We start from the raw sequence: 18755 nt of genomic DNA, 5'->3' as shown, positions 1-18755 counted from the left end.
GGCCGGGTAAGCGAAGCGCCACCCGGCTTTGCATTTAAATCCACGACAAGAAGCCCCATATATGAAGAATGCAACGTTCTACCTTCTGGACAATGACACCCATCAGGATGGCCTCAGCGCCGTTGAACAGCTGGTGTGTGAAATTGCCGCAGAACGTTGGCGCGCAGGTAAACGCGTCCTGATTGCCTGTGAAGATGAGCAGCAGGCGATTCGCCTGGATGAAGCGCTATGGGCGCGCCCGCCGGAGAGTTTTGTTCCGCATAACCTGTCGGGCGAAGGTCCACGCGGCGGGGCACCGGTGGAGATTGCCTGGCCGCAAAAACGCAACAGCAGCGCGCGCGACATTCTCATTAGCCTGCGGACAGACTTTGCAGATTTTGCCACCGCTTTCACAGAAGTGGTAGACTTTGTCCCTTACGAAGAATCCTTGAAACAACTGGCGCGCGAACGCTACAAAGCGTACCGCCTGGCCGGTTTTAACCTGAATACGGCAACCTGGAAATAATGGAAAAGACATATAACCCACGCGATATCGAACAGCCGCTTTACGAGCACTGGGAACAGCAGGGCTATTTCAAGCCTAACGGCGACGAAAGCAAAGAGTCCTTCTGCATCATGATCCCGCCGCCGAACGTCACCGGCAGTTTGCATATGGGGCATGCTTTCCAGCAGACCATCATGGATACCATGATCCGCTACCAGCGCATGCAGGGCAAAAATACCCTGTGGCAGGCGGGGACTGACCACGCGGGTATCGCGACCCAGATGGTGGTTGAGCGTAAAATTGCCGCTGAAGAGGGTAAAACCCGCCACGACTACGGTCGCGACGCGTTCATCGACAAAATCTGGCAGTGGAAGGCAGAATCCGGCGGCACCATTACCCGTCAGATGCGCCGTCTCGGCAACTCCGTAGACTGGGAGCGCGAGCGCTTCACCATGGATGAAGGCCTGTCCAACGCCGTGAAAGAAGTCTTTGTGCGCCTGTACAAAGAAGACCTGATTTATCGTGGCAAGCGCCTGGTCAACTGGGACCCGAAACTGCGCACCGCCATCTCTGACCTGGAAGTGGAAAACCGCGAGTCTAAAGGCTCCATGTGGCACATCCGCTATCCGCTGGCCGACGGCGCAAAAACCGCCGACGGTAAAGATTACCTGGTGGTGGCGACCACCCGTCCGGAAACCCTGCTGGGCGATACCGGCGTGGCCGTTAACCCGGAAGATCCGCGTTATAAAGATCTGATCGGCAAATTCGTGGTGCTGCCGCTGGTGAACCGCCGTATTCCGATTGTGGGCGACGAACACGCCGACATGGAAAAAGGCACCGGCTGCGTGAAAATCACCCCGGCGCATGACTTCAACGACTATGAAGTCGGTCGTCGTCATCAACTTCCGATGATCAACATTCTGACCTTCGACGGCGATATCCGCGAAAGCGCAGAAGTGTATGACACCAAAGGCAACGAATCCGACGTTTATTCCAGCGACATCCCGGCTGAGTTCCAGAAGCTGGAGCGCTTTGCCGCGCGTAAAGCCATCGTAGCCGCCGTTGACGCACTCGGCCTGCTGGAAGAGATTAAACCTCACGATCTGACCGTGCCGTACGGCGACCGTGGCGGCGTGGTTATCGAGCCAATGCTGACCGACCAGTGGTACGTGCGTGCCGACGTGCTGGCGAAACCGGCTGTTGAAGCGGTTGAGAACGGCAGCATCCAGTTCGTGCCGAAGCAGTACGAAAACATGTACTTCTCCTGGATGCGCGATATTCAGGACTGGTGTATTTCCCGTCAGCTGTGGTGGGGTCACCGTATCCCGGCGTGGTACGACAACGAAGGCAATGTCTACGTTGGCCGCACCGAAGAGGAAGTGCGTCAGGAAAACAACCTGGGCGCTGACGTTGCCCTGCGCCAGGACGAAGACGTGCTGGATACCTGGTTCTCCTCCGCACTGTGGACCTTCTCTACCCTCGGCTGGCCGGAAAACACCGACGCGCTGCGTCAGTTCCATCCAACCAGCGTGATGGTATCCGGCTTCGACATCATCTTCTTCTGGATCGCCCGCATGATCATGATGACCATGCACTTCATCAAAGACGAAGACGGCAAGCCGCAGGTTCCGTTCCATACCGTCTACATGACCGGCCTGATCCGCGACGACGAAGGCCAGAAGATGTCCAAATCCAAGGGTAACGTTATCGACCCGCTGGATATGGTGGACGGTATCTCTCTGGAAGAGCTGCTGGAAAAACGTACCGGCAACATGATGCAGCCGCAGCTGGCAGAGAAAATCCGCAAGCGTACCGAGAAGCAGTTCCCGAACGGGATCGAATCTCACGGTACCGACGCCCTGCGCTTCACCCTGGCGGCGCTGGCCTCCACCGGTCGTGACATCAACTGGGATATGAAGCGTCTGGAAGGTTACCGTAACTTCTGTAACAAGCTGTGGAACGCCAGCCGCTTCGTGCTGATGAACACCGAAGATCAGGATTGCGGCTTTAACGGCGGCGAAATGACCCTGTCTCTGGCAGACCGCTGGATCCTGGCGGAATTTAACCAGACGGTGAAAGCATTCCGCGACGCGCTGGACAGCTACCGCTTCGACATCGCGGCAGGCATCCTGTACGAATTCACCTGGAACCAGTTCTGCGACTGGTACCTGGAGCTGGCGAAGCCGGTCATGAACGGCGGTTCTGAAGCGGAACTGCGCGGCACGCGTAATACGCTGATTACCGTTCTGGAAGGTCTGCTGCGCCTTGCGCACCCGATCATTCCATTCATCACCGAAACCATCTGGCAGCGCGTGAAGGTGATTGCCGGTATTAATGCCGATACCATCATGCTCCAGCCGTTCCCGGCATTCGACGCCGCGAAAGTGGATGAAGCCGCATCTGCGGATACCGAGTGGCTGAAACAGGCGATCGTTGCGGTACGTAACATCCGCGCGGAAATGAACATCGCTCCGGGTAAACCACTGGAGCTGCTGCTGCGCGGTTGCAGCGAAGCTGCCGTTCGTCGCGTCACCGAGAACAACACCTTCCTGAAAACCATGGCGCGTCTGGAAAGCATCACCGTGCTGCCTGCCGATGACAAAGGTCCGGTTTCCGTGACCAAAATCATCGACGGCGCGGAGCTGCTGATCCCGATGGCGGGCCTGATCGACAAAGATGCGGAGCTGGCGCGTCTGGCGAAAGAAGTGGCGAAAGTCGACGTGGAAATTGGCAAAATCGAAAGCAAACTGGCGAACGAGGGCTTTGTGGCCCGCGCGCCGGAAGCGGTCATCGCCAAAGAGCGTGAGCGTCTGGTTGCCTTCGCCGATGCGAAGACCAAACTGATCGAGCAGCAGGCGGTTATCGCGGCGCTGTAATGCTTTTACCCCTTACGCTTCAGGGCGTAAGGGGTATCCTTCCTGAAAACTCCTCGCTTGCACTCCCCTTTCTGCGGTGCTATTAACAGCAGTTGTGTGTCAATTTTTGTCATGAGTAATGCTATGAGCGTGATTACCCCCGTCGCGACGACAATGCGTCGGATCACTGAGCAGGACAACCCGGCTATCGCCGCCGTTATCCGCACGGTTTCTGCCGAATATGGCCTGACCGCCGACAAAGGCTACACCGTGGCCGACCCAAATCTGGACGAACTTTTTCAGCTGTACAGCCAGCCGGGTCATGCCTACTGGGTCATCGAGCAGGACGGCCAGGTCGTGGGCGGCGGCGGCATTGCCCCACTGCTTTGCAGCGAGCCGGATATCTGTGAACTTCAGAAAATGTATTTCCTGCCAACGATACGCGGACAAGGCCTGGCGAAAAAGCTGGCGCTGGTCGCCCTGGAACATGCACGCTCACAGGGCTTTAAACGTTGCTACCTTGAAACCACCGCTTTCCTTAAAGAGGCCATTGGCCTGTATGAACATCTCGGCTTTGAGCATATCGATGCGCCACTGGGCTGCACGGGCCACGTGGACTGCGAAGTCAGGATGCTGAAAAGTCTGTAAGTTTTGTTCCTGCCGTCTTCTGTTAAGCGTCTGTAAACTGAATGCTCTACACTCACAGTTCACACCAAAACAGGGGAAATGCGATGTCGAAGATAAAAAGCTACGCCGCACCGCAGGCGGGTGCAGAACTTGAGCTGTACGAGTACGATGCGGGCGAACTAAAAGCGGAAGACGTCGAAGTACAGGTTGATTACTGCGGGATCTGCCACTCAGATCTCTCGATGATCGACAATGAATGGGGCTTCTCCAGCTATCCGCTGGTGGCCGGGCACGAAGTCATTGGCCGCGTCGTGGCGCTCGGCAGCGCCGCGCAGGACAAAGGGCTGAAAGTGGGCCAGCGCGTGGGTATCGGCTGGACGGCACGCAGCTGCGGCCACTGCGACGCCTGTATCAGCGGCAATCAGATCAACTGCCTTGAGGGCGCTACGCCGACCATCCTGAACAAGGGCGGTTTCGCCGATAAGCTGCGCGCCGACTGGCAATGGGTTATCCCGCTGCCGGACAGCATTGATATCGAATCCGCCGGTCCGCTGCTGTGTGGCGGTATCACCGTCTTTAAACCGCTGCTGATGCATCACGTCACCGCCACCAGCCGCGTGGGCGTGATCGGGATTGGCGGTCTGGGCCATATCGCCATCAAGCTGCTGCACGCGATGGGCTGTGAGGTGACGGCGTTCAGCTCTAACCCGGCGAAAGAGCAGGAAGTGCTGGCCATGGGTGCGGATAAAGTGGTGAACAGTCGCGATCCCCAGGCGCTCACCGCTCTGGCAGGCCAGTTTGACCTGATCATCAACACCGTCAACGTCGATCTCGACTGGCAGCCGTACTTTGAAGCCCTGGCCTACGGCGGTAACTTCCACACCGTGGGTGCGGTGATGAAGCCGCTGCCGGTTCCGGCGTTTACCCTGATCGGCGGCGATCGCAGCATATCCGGCTCTGCTACCGGCACACCATATGAGTTACGCAAGCTGATGAAGTTTGCCGGACGCACAAAAGTGGCACCAACCACCGAGCTGTATCCGATGTCAAAAATCAACGAAGCGATCCAGCACGTGCGCGACGGCAAAGCCCGCTACCGCGTGGTGTTGAAAGCGGATTTCTGATGTGAGATTGCCGGGGAATGTGCGGCCTGATGCCCTCACCCCAACCCTCTCCCACAGGGAGAGGGCGCAAACACTAAAAACGGTAACGGTTGTTACCGTTTTGCATCTACCATGGTCTTAAACACTTCCGCCACCGCGACCGCCCCCGGATCCATCACCCCGTCCAGATTCTCTTTATTCACGTACGACGAGCGTCCCGCGCCGGCTTTCGCCATTTTCGCCGTTGCTTCAGCCCCTTGCTGCGCGGCCTGCGCTGCCGCCTGAATATTGCCTTTCTGTAACGCCTCCAGCGCCGGTTGCAGGGCATCGATCAGCGTACGATCGCCGAGATCTGCACCGCCATACTGCTTCATCTGCGCCAGTCCGCTCAGCAATGCTTCAGGTAGCGACTGTCCATCGTGAAGCTTTTGTCCTGCCGCAGTGAAGAAGATCGACATCAATACGCCGCTCGATCCGCCCATTACCGTTGCCAGCCGCTCGCCAACCAGCAGGAGTAATGTCGGCACGTCGTTAAGGGGCAGGTTGTTCTCCTCAAGTCGCTGCGCAATATCCCGCGCCCCTTGCGCAAAGGTGGAGCCCGTATCGCCATCGCCTACTTTGGCATCCAGCGCGTTAAGGCGATTTTCCAGCTGGATCAATGTTTTCGTTACCGAGGCGACGGCCTCGCTCACCTGCGGATTGTCCGACGGGGTATATTCCACGCGATCATGAAGGGCGCTATGGGGGACGGTACGCAGGGGCGCGAACGCGACGGGCTTCTGCCAGCCCAGCGTCTCGACCTCGGCGTGAATCGCCTTCTCGAAGAAATCGTTGAGCTTTAACAGCGTTAGCGAAAAGCCTTTCATATCCAGAGCACTCACCAGCGGCGCCGGGCCAATCAGATACGCAATGTTCTCTTTCAACGCCGAATGCGCCAGCTCTTTGGTGAGCAGAGCCATCTCCAGCGCTGACACGCCGCCGAGGTTGTTGATCAGCACCGCAAAGCGCCCGTCACCCGCCTGGGCTTTTAGCGGCATCACCAGCGTATCGATAATCGCCCTGCTGTTCTGCGTATCCACCACCGATGCCCCCGGCTCGCCGTGAATCCCCAGCCCCAGCTCCACGTGGCCTTGCCTGATGCGCCCTTCTTCATCATCGCTACCCGGCAGGTTACAGGTTTGCATCGCAACCCCCAGGCTCCAGAGGTTATCGCAGGCCTGTTGCGCAATATCCCGCACGTCGTTCAGCGATTTCCCCTGTTCTGCCGCATATCCCGCAATCTTATGCACCAGCGCCGTTCCCGCGATACCACGCGGCTGCTTGTTATCCGGTAGGGCGATATCATCCGCCACGATAACCATCTCGACCTTCAGGCCGTAGCGTTTGGCTTTTTCCGCCGCCAGGCCAAAGTTAAGCCGGTCACCGGTGTAGTTTTTCACAATCAGCAGGCAGCCACGATCGCCCGTCACCGCCACAATGGCATTGAGGACCGCATCCACGCTTGGGGAAGCGAACAGATCGCCACACACCGCTGCGGTAAGCATGCCTTTACCGACGAACCCGGCATGTGCCGGTTCATGGCCGGAGCCGCCACCGGAGATCACCGCCACGCGGCTTTTATCCCAGTCGCCGCGAGCCACCACGCGGATGGCCGGATCGATATCCAGTTTGACGAGATTACCGTGCGGCGCGGAGAGAAGTATGCCTTCAATGGCATCGTTGACAAGCTGTTTGCGGTCGTTAAAAAAGAATCTGGACATAGTTTCCCAAAATTTTGTTTACCGTATGCAAAAGCATAGTCCGCACTGGATAATGCGCCGCAAAGTGAGGAATTTACGCAGACATTTTGCCGTCAGGTTGCCTATACTCCACCCAGGACTACGAGAGGACGTGCATCATGAGTACACCATTGTTAATCGCCAGGACGCTGGAAAAAGAGCTGTTTTTACTGCCCGCGATGGCGAACCGTCATGGCCTGATCACCGGCGCGACCGGGACGGGAAAAACCGTCACCCTGCAAAAGCTGGCTGAGTCGTTGTCAGAGACTGGCGTGCCGGTATTTATGGCTGACGTGAAGGGCGATTTAACCGGGGTGGCTCAGGAAGGTGCAGCGTCAGAAAAACTCCTCGAGCGCCTGAAAAATATCGGCATCACGGACTGGACGCCGCACGGTAATCCGGTGGTGGCCTGGGATATCTTCGGCGAAAAAGGCCATCCGGTGCGCGCCACCGTCTCCGACCTCGGCCCGCTGCTGCTGGCCCGTCTGCTTAACCTCAACGACGTGCAGTCCGGGGTACTGAACATTATCTTCCGTATCGCCGACGATCAGGGGCTACTGCTGCTCGACTTCAAAGATCTGCGCGCCATCACCCAGTACATTGGCGATAACGCCAAATCCTTCCAGAACCAGTACGGCAATATCAGCAGCGCCTCGGTAGGCGCCATTCAGCGCGGGCTCCTGACGCTGGAGCAACAGGGTGCCGAACACTTCTTCGGCGAGCCAATGCTGGATATCAAAGACTGGATGCGTACCGACAGCAGCGGCAAAGGCATCATCAACATTCTGAGCGCAGAGAAGCTCTACCAGATGCCGAAGCTTTACGCCGCCAGCCTGCTGTGGATGCTCTCTGAACTGTACGAACAACTGCCGGAAGCAGGCGATCTGGAAAAACCCAAACTGGTGTTCTTCTTTGACGAAGCGCACCTGTTGTTTAACGACGCGCCGCAGGTGCTGCTGGATAAAATTGAACAGGTTATCCGCCTGATCCGCTCCAAAGGCGTCGGGGTCTGGTTTGTGTCGCAAAACCCGTCGGATATTCCGGACAACGTACTGGGGCAGTTGGGTAACCGCGTGCAGCACGCCCTGCGCGCCTTTACGCCGAAAGATCAGAAAGCGGTGAAAGCCGCGGCGCAAACCATGCGTGCCAATCCGGCCTTTGATACCGAAACCGCCATTCAGGCGCTGGGTACCGGTGAAGCGCTGATTTCGTTCCTCGATGCAAAAGGCAGCCCGACAGTTGTCGAGCGTGCGATGGTGATTGCGCCCTGCTCGCGCATGGGTCCGGTAACGGACGATGAACGCAACGCCCTGATTAATCACTCCCCGGTGTACGGGAAGTATGAAGACGAGGTGGATCGCGAATCCGCGTTCGAGATGCTGCAAAAAGGGGTGCAGGCGACTGCCGAATCGCAGGATGCCCCTGCCGCAAAAGGGCAATCTGTTGCCGTGGACGACGGCATTCTCGGCGGGCTGAAAGATATTCTGTTCGGCAGCACCGGGCCACGCGGCGGCAAACGCGATGGCGTGGTTCAGACCATGGCAAAAAGTGCGACGCGTCAGATTACCAACCAGATAGTACGCGGCATGCTGGGAAGTCTGCTAGGCGGCCGTCGCCGGTAGCGGGGGAACCCACGGGCGGCCAAGCGCCGACCCCTGTACGCCGTTCTCCTGTAGATAGCGGTCGATTTCCAGCATCCCCGTCCAGCGGTTCTCACACCAGAGCGGTGCCAGAAGCGTTGGGCGGCGGGCGCTGGCCGAGATGCGGTGGTAAACAATCTCCGGAGGCGTGTGGCGAATCATCTCCCCCGCCGTCACCGTATAGTCGTCGAGTTCGATACCACTTAACCGCCCCGCTTCCCATGCTTTCGCCATTATGCTGCCCTTCACGATATGCAGCGGATGCAGCTTAATGCCATCCACGCCGGTCTCGACGACTTTTTCCAGCGTTTCCAGCCCGTGCTGCTGCCCTTCTCCTGGCAAGCCGACAATCAGATGCGAGCAGACTTTTAATCCACGCTCACGGGCGAGACGCGTGGTGCGCTGGTAGCAGGCGAAATCATGCCCGCGATTGATACGGTGCAGGGTTTTGTCATGCGCGGTCTGCAAGCCCAGCTCCAGCCAGATCTCGTAGCCCTTCTCTTTGTACTCACTAAGTAAATCCAGCACGGCCTCCGGCACGCAGTCCGGACGCGTCCCCACGCACAGCCCGACAATGTTCGCTTGAGCAACCGCCTGCTGATACATCGAGCGCAGCACCTGCACCTCAGCCCACGTGCTGGTGTAGGCCTGGAAATAGGCCAGATACTGCTTCGCGCGATTCACCAGACTCGCCTGATGGGCGAGCTGTTCAGCGATAGATTTATGCTGCTGGGCCTCGTCAGCAAACGAGGCCACGTTACAGAAAGTGCAGCCACCACGCCCGATGGTGCCATCGCGATTCGGGCAGCTAAAGCCGCCGTGCAGCGTCAGTTTGTGAACCTTTTGCCCATAGCGCTGCAAAAGATCCCCACCAAACATATTGACTAATTTCTGTAACTGCATAATCTGATAGACCGTCCCGAAGAAAGGGGACAAGCCTGCCATTTTTAGCCTCTGTCGGCGATGACCTGGATCAATCGCCCTGGACGGCCTTTATCTGTTTGAATAAATAATCACGATTACCGAGATTTCATTCACCCTGTACGTAATTACTTTTCCTTATGTTCTGATGGTTTTTTTCATTTATAGCGCCAGGACTGAAAAACAGTGATTTTATGCGGGTTTGAATGCAACACCAGATTAATATTCTGCTATAAATCTGCATTTCAGCACGCTGCATCGATAATACCGCTTTCATATAGTGAGTCAGATCACACTCCCCTGCACCTCCCCGGTGCTTTAAGTGGTTGTAAAAATAGTTAAATACATATTAAAAACAAAAAGATAACTACGCTTTAGCACATTTTTGTATAAATAAGATTGCCATTTGACCTGTGTACCAATTCCCGATAAGTTGGAAATCCGCTGGAAGCTTTCTGGATGAGCGGCCTGCTCATCATATTTATGCAGTAATTGAGATTCCCTCTGAAGCAAGTCCTCAAACTTGTTTACCTGCGCGAAAGGATGAAAAAGAGGGCGAATGCGAGGTCCGCGTATGAAACGCTAACCCCGTCGCCATGCTCTTTCTGCGCCTGTGCGCCACGGTAAAGTTCAGTGGGAAGCCCGACGAGCCTGGGGAGGTTCACTGATATGTTGTACGATAAATCCCTTGAGAAGGATAACTGTGGTTTCGGCCTGATCGCCCACATAGAAGGCGAACCTAGCCACAAGGTAGTGCGTACTGCTATTCACGCACTGGCCCGTATGCAGCACCGTGGCGCCATCCTTGCCGATGGTAAAACCGGCGACGGTTGCGGCCTGCTGCTGCAAAAACCGGATCGTTTCTTCCGTATCGTAGCGGAAGAGCGCGGCTGGCGTTTAGCCAAAAACTACGCTGTCGGTATGCTGTTCCTGAATCAGGATCCTGAAAAAGCTGCCGCCTCACGCCGCATCGTTGAAGAAGAACTTCAGCGTGAAACCCTGTCGATCGTCGGCTGGCGCGATGTGCCAACCAACGAAGGGGTGCTCGGTGAAATCGCCCTCTCCTCGCTGCCTCGTATTGAACAGATTTTTGTCAATGCGCCTGCGGGCTGGCGTCCGCGTGATATGGAACGCCGTCTGTTTATCGCCCGCCGCCGCATTGAAAAACGTCTTCTGGATGATAAAGAGTTCTACGTCTGTAGCCTCTCTAACCTTGTGAACATCTATAAAGGTCTGTGTATGCCGGCTGACCTGCCGCGCTTCTACCTGGACCTGGCGGACCTGCGTCTGGAATCGGCCATTTGCCTGTTCCACCAGCGCTTCTCCACCAACACCGTTCCACGCTGGCCGCTGGCGCAGCCGTTCCGCTACCTGGCGCATAACGGCGAGATCAACACCATCACCGGCAACCGCCAGTGGGCCCGCGCCCGTACCTATAAATTCCAGACGCCGCTGATCCCGGACCTGCACGATGCCGCGCCGTTCGTGAACGAAACCGGCTCGGACTCCAGCTCCATGGATAACATGCTGGAACTGCTGCTGGCGGGCGGGATGGACATCGTGCGCGCCATGCGTCTGCTCGTGCCACCGGCCTGGCAGAACAACCCGGATATGGACCCTGAGCTGCGCGCGTTCTTCGACTTTAACTCCATGCACATGGAGCCGTGGGACGGCCCGGCGGGCATCGTTATGTCCGACGGTCGTTTTGCCGCCTGTAACCTGGACCGTAATGGTCTGCGTCCGGCGCGCTACGTTATTACCAAAGACAAGCTCATCACCTGTGCCTCTGAAGTCGGGATCTGGGATTACCAGCCAGACGAAGTGGTCGAGAAAGGCCGCGTCGGACCGGGCGAGCTGATGGTGATCGACACCCGCGGTGGGCGTATTCTGCATTCCGCCGAAACAGACAACGATCTGAAGAGCCGCCATCCGTACAAAGAGTGGATGGAGAAAAACGTGCGTCGTCTGGTGCCGTTTGAAGATCTGTCGGACGAAGAAGTGGGCAGCCGCGAGCTGGACGATGACACCCTCGCGAGCTTCCAGAAGCAGTTTAACTACAGCGCGGAAGAGCTGGACTCGGTTATCCGCGTGCTCGGTGAAAACGGCCAGGAAGCGGTCGGCTCAATGGGTGACGATACCCCGTTTGCCGTGCTCTCCAGCCAGCCACGCATTATTTATGACTACTTCCGTCAGCAGTTTGCGCAGGTCACTAACCCGCCAATCGATCCGCTGCGCGAAGCCCACGTCATGTCGCTGGCCACCAGCATCGGCCGTGAGATGAACGTCTTCTGTGAAGCTGAAGGCCAGGCGCACCGTCTGACCTTTAAATCACCGATCCTGCTGTACTCCGATTTCAAACAGCTCACCACCATGACCGAGGAGCACTATCGCGCCGACACGCTCGATATCACCTTCGACGTGACCGAAACGAGCCTCGAAGAGACGGTGAACGCGCTGTGCGATAAAGCCGAGCAGATGGTGCGTAACGGCACCGTTCTGCTGGTGCTGTCTGACCGCAACATCGCGAAAAACCGTCTGCCGGTGCCTGCACCCATGGCGGTGGGGGCTATCCAGACGCGTCTGGTGGACAAGAGCCTGCGCTGCGATGCCAACATCATCGTTGAAACCGCGAGCGCGCGCGACCCGCACCACTTTGCGGTGCTGTTAGGCTTTGGCGCCACGGCAATCTACCCGTATCTGGCCTACGAAACGCTGGCCCGCCTGGTAGATACCCGCGCGATCGACAAAGACTACCGTGCTGTGATGCTGAACTACCGTAACGGCATCAACAAAGGTCTGTACAAGATCATGTCCAAAATGGGCATCTCGACCATCGCCTCTTACCGTTGCTCGAAGCTGTTTGAAGCGGTCGGCCTGCATGACGAGGTCGCTAACCTCTGCTTCCAGGGCGTGGTCAGCCGTATCGGCGGCGCCGGTTTTGCTGACTTCCAGCAGGATCTGGTGAACCTGTCGAAACGCGCCTGGCTGGCACGTAAGCCGCTGGAACAGGGCGGCCTGCTGAAATATGTCCACGGGGGCGAGTATCACGCTTATAACCCGGACGTGGTGCGCACGCTGCAACAGGCGGTGCAGAGCGGCGAGTACAGCGATTATCAGCAGTATGCAGAGCTGGTGAACAACCGTCCGGCAGCGACGCTGCGCGATCTCATTGCCCTCAATCCGGGTGATGAAGCGGTCAGCATTGACGAGGTTGAGCCCGCGTCTGAGCTGTTCAAACGTTTCGACACCGCTGCGATGTCCATCGGCGCGCTGAGCCCGGAAGCCCACGAAGCGCTGGCGGAAGCCATGAACAGCATCGGCGGCAACTCCAACTCCGGCGAAGGCGGTGAAGATCCGGCCCGCTACGGCACCAATAAAGTGTCCCGTATTAAGCAGGTGGCGTCTGGTCGCTTTGGCGTAACGCCTGCGTACCTGGTTAACGCCGACGTGATTCAGATTAAAGTCGCGCAGGGTGCGAAACCGGGTGAAGGCGGTCAGCTGCCGGGTGATAAAGTCACCCCATACATCGCTAAGCTTCGCTATTCAGTGCCGGGCGTGACGCTGATCTCCCCGCCGCCGCACCACGATATCTACTCTATCGAGGATCTGGCGCAGCTGATTTTCGACCTGAAACAGGTCAACCCGAAAGCGATGATCTCCGTGAAGCTGGTTTCCGAACCGGGCGTTGGCACCATTGCCACCGGCGTGGCGAAAGCCTATGCGGATCTGATCACCATCGCCGGTTACGACGGCGGCACCGGCGCAAGCCCGCTCTCCTCCGTGAAATACGCGGGTTGTCCGTGGGAGCTTGGCCTGGTGGAAACCCAGCAGGCGCTGGTCGCTAACGGCCTGCGTCACAAGATCCGTTTGCAGGTGGACGGCGGACTGAAAACCGGCCTCGACATCATCAAAGCGGCGATTCTGGGAGCGGAAAGCTTCGGCTTTGGTACCGGCCCAATGGTTGCGCTCGGCTGTAAATACCTGCGTATTTGCCACCTGAACAACTGTGCAACGGGCGTTGCTACCCAGGACGAAAAGCTGCGTAAAAATCACTACCACGGCCTGCCGTTCAAAGTGACCAACTACTTTGACTTCATCGCCCGTGAAACCCGCGAGCTGATGGCGCAGCTGGGCGTGAAGCGTCTGGTAGACCTGATTGGCCGTACCGACCTGCTGAAAGAGCTTGAGGGCTTCACGGCCAAGCAGCAGAAGCTGGAGCTGTCTAAGCTGCTGGAAACCGCTCAGCCGCATCCTGGCAAAGCGGTTTACTGTACCGAGAACAACCCGCCGTTCGACAACGGCGTGCTGAACGCACAGCTGCTGCAACAGGCGAAGCCGTATGTGGATGAGAAGCAGAGCAAAACGTTCTGGTTTGATATCCGCAACACCGACCGTTCCGTGGGTGCGTCCCTCTCCGGTTACATCGCGCAAACGCACGGTGACCAGGGTCTGGCGTCGGATCCGATTACCGCGCACTTCAGCGGTACCGCGGGTCAGAGCTTCGGCGTGTGGAACGCAGGCGGAGTTGAGTTATACCTGACCGGCGATGCCAACGACTACGTCGGAAAAGGCATGGCGGGCGGTCTGCTGGCGGTGCGTCCTCCGGTTGGTTCAGCCTTCCGCAGCCATGAAGCGAGCATCATCGGCAATACCTGTCTGTACGGCGCAACCGGCGGTCGTCTGTTTGCCGCGGGCCGTGCGGGCGAACGTTTTGCGGTGCGTAACTCCGGCGCCATCACCGTGGTGGAAGGCATCGGCGATAACGGCTGTGAATACATGACGGGCGGAATTGTGTGCGTCCTGGGTAAAACCGGCGTGAACTTTGGCGCGGGCATGACGGGCGGTTTTGCCTACGTCCTGGATGAAGACGGTGAGTTCCGCAAACGCGTGAACCCGGAGCTGGTGGAAGTGCTGGACGTTGATACGCTGGCCATCCACGAAGAACACCTGCGCGGTTTAATTACCGAACACGTGCAGCATACCGGTTCTTCGCGCGGCGAAGAGATCCTGGCCAACTGGCCGGCGTTCTCTGCGAAATTCGCGCTGGTGAAGCCGAAGTCCAGCGATGTTAAAGCCCTGTTGGGTCACCGTAGTCGTAGCGCAGCAGAGCTGCGCGTGCAGGCGCAGTAAGGAATTCAGATGAGCCAGAACGTTTACCAGTTTATCGACCTTCAGCGTGTTGATCCGCCAAAGAAACCGCTGAAGATCCGTAAAATTGAATTTGTTGAAATCTATGAGCCGTTTTCAGAAGGCCAGGCCAAAGCACAGGCAGACCGCTGCCTGTCCTGCGGTAACCCTTACTGCGAATGGAAGTGTCCGGTCCATAACTACATCCCGAACTGGCTGAAGCTGGCCAACGAAGGGCGTATTTTTGAAGCCGCCGAGCTGTCTCATCAGACCAACACCCTGCCGGAAGTGTGCGGCCGCGTGTGCCCTCAGGATCGTCTGTGTGAAGGCTCCTGTACGCTGAACGACGAGTTTGGCGCGGTAACCATCGGCAACATCGAACGCTATATCAACGATAAAGCGTTCGAGATGGGCTGGCGCCCGGATATGACCGGTGTGCGTCAAACCGACAAGCGCGTAGCGATTATCGGCGCGGGCCCGGCAGGCCTGGCCTGTGCGGACGTGCTGACCCGTAACGGCGTGAAGGCGGTGGTCTTTGATCGCCACCCGGAGATTGGCGGCCTGCTGACCTTCGGTATCCCGGCCTTTAAGCTGGAGAAAGAGGTCATGACCCGCCGCCGCGAAATCTTCACCGGCATGGGCATTGAGTTCAAACTCAACACCGAAGTGGGTCGCGACGTGCAGCTCGACGACCTGCTGAAAGATTACGACGCCGTGTTCCTGGGCGTAGGCACTTATCAGTCCATGCGCGGTGGTCTGGAGAACGAAGATGCGCCAGGCGTGTACGACGCGCTGCCGTTCCTGATTGCGAATACCAAACAGCTAATGGGCTACGGCGAGACCGCCGATGAGCCGTTCGTCAGCATGGAAGGCAAACGCGTGGTGGTGCTGGGCGGCGGTGATACCGCGATGGACTGCGTGCGTACCTCCATTCGCCAGAATGCGGCGCATGTCATCTGTGCCTACCGTCGTGACGAAGAGAACATGCCGGGCTCTAAGCGCGAAGTGAAAAACGCACGTGAAGAGGGCGTCGAGTTCCAGTTCAACATCCAGCCTCTGGGTATTGAAGTGAATGCCAACGGTAAAGTGAGCGGCGTGAAGATGGCGCGCACGGAGATGGGTGCGCCAGATGCGAAAGGCCGTCGTCGCGCGGAGATCGTGGCCGGTTCTGAACACGTGATCCCGGCTGACGCCGTGGTGATGGCGTTTGGTTTCCGTCCTCACAGCATGGAGTGGCTGGCGAAGCACAGCGTAGAGCTGGACTCTCAAGGCCGCATCATTGCGCCAGAAGGCAGCGATAACGCGTTCCAGACCAGCAACCCGAAAATCTTCGCCGGTGGCGACATCGTTCGCGGCTCTGACCTGGTGGTCACGGCGATTGCCGAAGGCCGTAAAGCGGCTGACGGGATCATGAACTTCCTGGAAGTGTAAGCCCCTCTGACTCCCCGGCAGAAGCATAAAGCGGAACGCTGGGGAGCCTGTTTTCAGTAGCCTACCCTTAAGTTAATGGTACCTTTTTAAGCCAAAAAGCAGCGCAAATCCCGACGTAAACGTTTGCTTTCATGAAAAAAATGTATATTATGCGGCGGATTTTTTGGCCAAAATTCAAGGAGGCGTTGTGTCGCAAGATAACAATTATAGCCAGGGCCCCGTCCCTCTGGCGGCGCGGAAAGGCGTGGTTCCACTCACTTTTGTGATGTTAGGGTTAACGTTTTTTTCCGCCAGTATGTGGACCGGAGGCACGCTCGGTACCGGTCTTTCCTATAATGATTTCTTCCTCGCAGTTCTCTTCGGCAATCTCCTCCTCGGTATTTACACTGCTTTTCTTGGCTACATTGGCGCAAAAACCGGCCTCTCAACCCATCTTCTTGCGCGTTACTCGTTCGGTATAAAAGGTTCCTGGCTTCCCTCCATGCTTTTAGGCGGTACGCAGGTAGGGTGGTTTGGCGTCGGCGTAGCGATGTTTGCCATCCCGGTGAGTAAAGCCACGGGCATCGACGTGAACATCCTGATTGCAGTTTCCGGCCTGTTGATGACGTTAACCATTTTTTTTGGCATCTCGGCACTGACGATTTTATCCATCATCGCCGTACCCGCTATCGTCATCCTGGGTAGCTACTCCGTCTGGCTGGCGGTGGACGGCGTGGGAGGATTGGACCACCTCAAATCCATTGTGCCGCAGACGCCGCTCAACTTTTCCAGCGCGCTGGCGCTGGTCGTAGGCTCGTTTATCAGCGCAGGCACGCTGACCGCCGACTTCGTCCGCTTTGGCCGCAATGCCAAAGGTGCCGTTCTGGTGGCGATGGTGGCATTTTTCCTTGGCAACTCGCTGATGTTTATCTTCGGTGCGGCAGGCGCTGCCGCCGTAGGACAGGCCGATATTTCTGACGTGATGATCGCCCAGGGACTGCTGCTGCCGGCCATTGTCGTTCTTGGCCTGAATATCTGGACCACCAATGACAACGCGTTGTACGCCTCTGGTTTGGGTTTCGCCAATATTACTGGCCTTTCCAGCCGTACGCTGTCGGTGGTTAATGGCATTATCGGTACGCTGTGCGCGCTGTGGCTATACAACAACTTCGTTGGCTGGCTGACCTTTTTGTCGGCAGCGATTCCGCCGGTTGGCGGGGTGATTATCGCCGACTACCTGATTAATCGCCGCCGCTATGCCAGCTTCGACCACGCAAAATTTGTGTCCGTTAACTGGATTGCCATTTTCTCGGTCGCCCTGGGTGTTGCTGCCGGGCACTACATTCCGGGAATTGTCCCCGTTAACGCAGTATTGGGTGGCGTCTTCAGCTATTTGGTGTTAAACCCATTCGCCAAACGTACCCTTGCTAATCCTTCGGAGGTTTCCCATGCAGAATAATTCCCTCACTATCCGTCAGGCCCGTTTGCAGGGGCAAGAGGGTTTATGGCAAATCACGATTGAGGACGGACGCTTCAGCCGTATCGATCCTCAGGAAACCGCCTCTGCGCCAGTCGGTCAGGTGCTGGACGCCGAATGCGGGCTGGTTATCCCTCCTTTCATCGAGCCGCATATCCATCTGGATACAACGCAAACGGCGGGTGAACCGAACTGGAACCAGTCCGGCACGCTTTTCGAGGGAATCGAGCGCTGGGCCGAACGCAAGGCGATGCTTACCCACGAAGACGTTAAAACTCGCGCGATGCAGACCCTGAAGTGGCAAATCGCCAACGGCATTCAGTACGTACGTACACACGTTGACGTCTCGGACCCCACCCTTACGGCACTGAAAGCCATGCTGGAGGTGAAGCAGGAAGTCGCCCCGTGGATCGATATGCAAATTGTGGCATTCCCGCAGGAAGGCATTCTTTCTTATCCGAACGGTGAAGAACTGCTTGAGGAAGCCGTGCGTTTAGGGGCGGATGTCATCGGCGCAATCCCCCACTTTGAATTTACGCGTGAATATGGCGTTGAGTCGCTGCATAAAACGTTTTCCCTGGCCAGAAAGTACGACCGACTGATCGATGTCCACTGTGATGAAATTGATGATGAACAATCGCGCTTCGTTGAAACCGTTGCCGCACTGGCACATCGTGACGGAATGGGTTCACGCGTGACCGCCAGCCATACCACGGCGATGCACTCCTATAATGGCGCGTATACGTCCCGACTGTTCCGCCTGTTAAAAATGTCAGGCATTAACTTCGTGGCAAACCCGCTGGTTAACACGCATTTGCAGGGCCGTTTCGATACCTATCCCAAACGCCGAGGCATCACACGCGTCAAAGAAATGCTTGAAGCGGAGATCAACGTCTGCTTTGGTCATGACGACGTTTTCGATCCGTGGTATCCGCTGGGAACCGCGAATATGCTTCAGGTTCTGCATATGGGGCTGCACGTTTGCCAACTGATGGGTTACGGGCAAATAAATGATGGGCTTAATCTGATCACTACCCACAGCGCGAAAACGCTCGATTTGCAGGACTATGGCGTGCGCGTTGGGAATACAGCAAACCTGGTGATTCTCCCGGCAGAGAATGGGTTTGATGCAGTTCGTCGCCAGACGCCGGCACGATACTCTGTTCGCCACGGCAAGGTGATTGCCGAGACGGTGCCCAGCCAGACAACCTTGCACCTGACGCAGCCGGAAGCGGTGACGTTTAAGCGCCAGAATATCGAATAACATTGCCGGATGGCGGCTGCGCCTTATCCGGCCTGCAAATTACGTTATGCCCGCAGGCCTGATAAGCGA

11 protein-coding genes are annotated in these 18755 nt (G+C 57.2%); 9 read left to right on the top strand and 2 right to left on the bottom strand.

Annotation, left to right across the window (positions count from 1 at the left end; genetic code table 11):
- Positions 1-61: 61 nt before the first annotated feature.
- The 4 genes from holC to ahr all read left to right on the top strand — a co-directional run bounded on the left by holC (position 62) and on the right by ahr (position 5090).
- The gene (holC, locus tag ACOTX5_RS00310; protein WP_003861884.1) at positions 62-505 is read left to right on the top strand and encodes a DNA polymerase III subunit chi; all 444 of its coding nucleotides are present in this window, start codon (positions 62-64) and stop codon (positions 503-505) included.
- Positions 505-3360, top strand: coding sequence for a valine--tRNA ligase (locus tag ACOTX5_RS00305; protein ID WP_017382726.1), 2856 nt, complete (start codon positions 505-507; stop codon positions 3358-3360). Before holC ends, ACOTX5_RS00305 begins: the two co-directional genes overlap by 1 nt.
- Before the next feature lie 123 nt (positions 3361-3483).
- Positions 3484-3987 (top strand): GNAT family N-acetyltransferase, encoded by a 504-nt coding sequence (locus ACOTX5_RS00300; protein WP_003861887.1) that lies wholly within the window; start codon positions 3484-3486, stop codon positions 3985-3987.
- An 83-nt stretch (positions 3988-4070) separates the two neighbouring features.
- Complete coding sequence (gene ahr, locus ACOTX5_RS00295; protein ID WP_015571992.1) at positions 4071-5090, top strand: NADPH-dependent aldehyde reductase Ahr; 1020 nt, start codon at positions 4071-4073, stop codon at positions 5088-5090.
- A 92-nt stretch (positions 5091-5182) separates the two neighbouring features.
- On the opposite strand, the gene ACOTX5_RS00290 is transcribed toward ahr, so the two are convergent.
- Positions 5183-6829: a dihydroxyacetone kinase subunit DhaK gene (locus ACOTX5_RS00290; RefSeq protein ID WP_023304495.1), complete on the bottom strand. Its 1647-nt coding sequence runs from the start codon at positions 6827-6829 to the stop codon at positions 5183-5185.
- 137 nt (positions 6830-6966) lie between these two features.
- Between ACOTX5_RS00290 and ACOTX5_RS00285 the strand changes: the two genes are divergently transcribed.
- The gene (locus ACOTX5_RS00285) at positions 6967-8469 is read left to right on the top strand and encodes a helicase HerA-like C-terminal domain-containing protein (protein ID WP_023304496.1); all 1503 of its coding nucleotides are present in this window, start codon (positions 6967-6969) and stop codon (positions 8467-8469) included.
- Here ACOTX5_RS00285 and ACOTX5_RS00280 read toward each other — a convergent pair.
- Positions 8449-9390 carry a TIGR01212 family radical SAM protein gene (locus tag ACOTX5_RS00280; RefSeq protein ID WP_096152317.1) on the bottom strand — a complete coding sequence of 314 codons (942 nt, stop codon included), beginning with the start codon at positions 9388-9390 and terminating at the stop codon, positions 8449-8451. The genes ACOTX5_RS00285 and ACOTX5_RS00280 overlap by 21 nt on opposite strands.
- A gap of 687 nt (positions 9391-10077) precedes the next feature.
- On the opposite strand from ACOTX5_RS00280, the gene gltB reads away from it, so the two are divergent.
- The 4 genes from gltB (at position 10078) to ACOTX5_RS00260 (ending at position 18686) form a co-directional block, all read left to right on the top strand.
- Positions 10078-14538: a glutamate synthase large subunit gene (gene gltB / locus ACOTX5_RS00275; protein ID WP_045911915.1), complete on the top strand. Its 4461-nt coding sequence runs from the start codon at positions 10078-10080 to the stop codon at positions 14536-14538.
- Positions 14539-14547: 9 nt separating this feature from the next.
- On the top strand, positions 14548-15966 hold the full coding sequence (gene gltD, locus ACOTX5_RS00270; RefSeq protein WP_017382721.1) for a glutamate synthase subunit GltD: 1419 nt from the start codon (positions 14548-14550) through the stop codon (positions 15964-15966).
- A 187-nt stretch (positions 15967-16153) separates the two neighbouring features.
- Entirely contained in the window at positions 16154-17404 is a 1251-nt protein-coding gene (gene codB / locus ACOTX5_RS00265; protein ID WP_017693905.1) for a cytosine permease, read from the top strand.
- Positions 17394-18686, top strand: coding sequence for a cytosine deaminase (locus tag ACOTX5_RS00260; protein ID WP_047726823.1), 1293 nt, complete (start codon positions 17394-17396; stop codon positions 18684-18686). The genes codB and ACOTX5_RS00260 overlap by 11 nt, the downstream gene beginning before the upstream one ends.
- The last annotated feature ends 69 nt before the right edge of the window (positions 18687-18755 follow it).

Origin of the sequence: Enterobacter cloacae complex sp. IR5441 (assembly GCF_049238215.1) — a bacterium.
Classification (GTDB): Bacteria; Pseudomonadota; Gammaproteobacteria; order Enterobacterales; family Enterobacteriaceae; genus Enterobacter; species Enterobacter hormaechei_C.
Note: the sequence above shows the minus strand (reverse complement) of the source record. Positions and strands in the feature narration are given on the sequence as shown.

Bases quoted from the DNA above. Each gene is read 5' to 3' on its own strand.
- holC (WP_003861884.1), top strand. From the start codon at position 62: ATGAAGAATGCAACGTTCTACCTTCTGGACAATGACACCCATCAGGAT.
- ACOTX5_RS00305 (WP_017382726.1), top strand. From the start codon at position 505: ATGGAAAAGACATATAACCCACGCGATATCGAACAGCCGCTTTACGAG.
- ACOTX5_RS00300 (WP_003861887.1), top strand. From the start codon at position 3,484: ATGAGCGTGATTACCCCCGTCGCGACGACAATGCGTCGGATCACTGAG.
- ahr (WP_015571992.1), top strand. From the start codon at position 4,071: ATGTCGAAGATAAAAAGCTACGCCGCACCGCAGGCGGGTGCAGAACTT.
- ACOTX5_RS00290 (WP_023304495.1), bottom strand. From the start codon at position 6,829: ATGTCCAGATTCTTTTTTAACGACCGCAAACAGCTTGTCAACGATGCC.
- ACOTX5_RS00285 (WP_023304496.1), top strand. From the start codon at position 6,967: ATGAGTACACCATTGTTAATCGCCAGGACGCTGGAAAAAGAGCTGTTT.
- ACOTX5_RS00280 (WP_096152317.1), bottom strand. From the start codon at position 9,390: ATGCAGTTACAGAAATTAGTCAATATGTTTGGTGGGGATCTTTTGCAG.
- gltB (WP_045911915.1), top strand. From the start codon at position 10,078: ATGTTGTACGATAAATCCCTTGAGAAGGATAACTGTGGTTTCGGCCTG.
- gltD (WP_017382721.1), top strand. From the start codon at position 14,548: ATGAGCCAGAACGTTTACCAGTTTATCGACCTTCAGCGTGTTGATCCG.
- ACOTX5_RS00260 (WP_047726823.1), top strand. From the start codon at position 17,394: ATGCAGAATAATTCCCTCACTATCCGTCAGGCCCGTTTGCAGGGGCAA.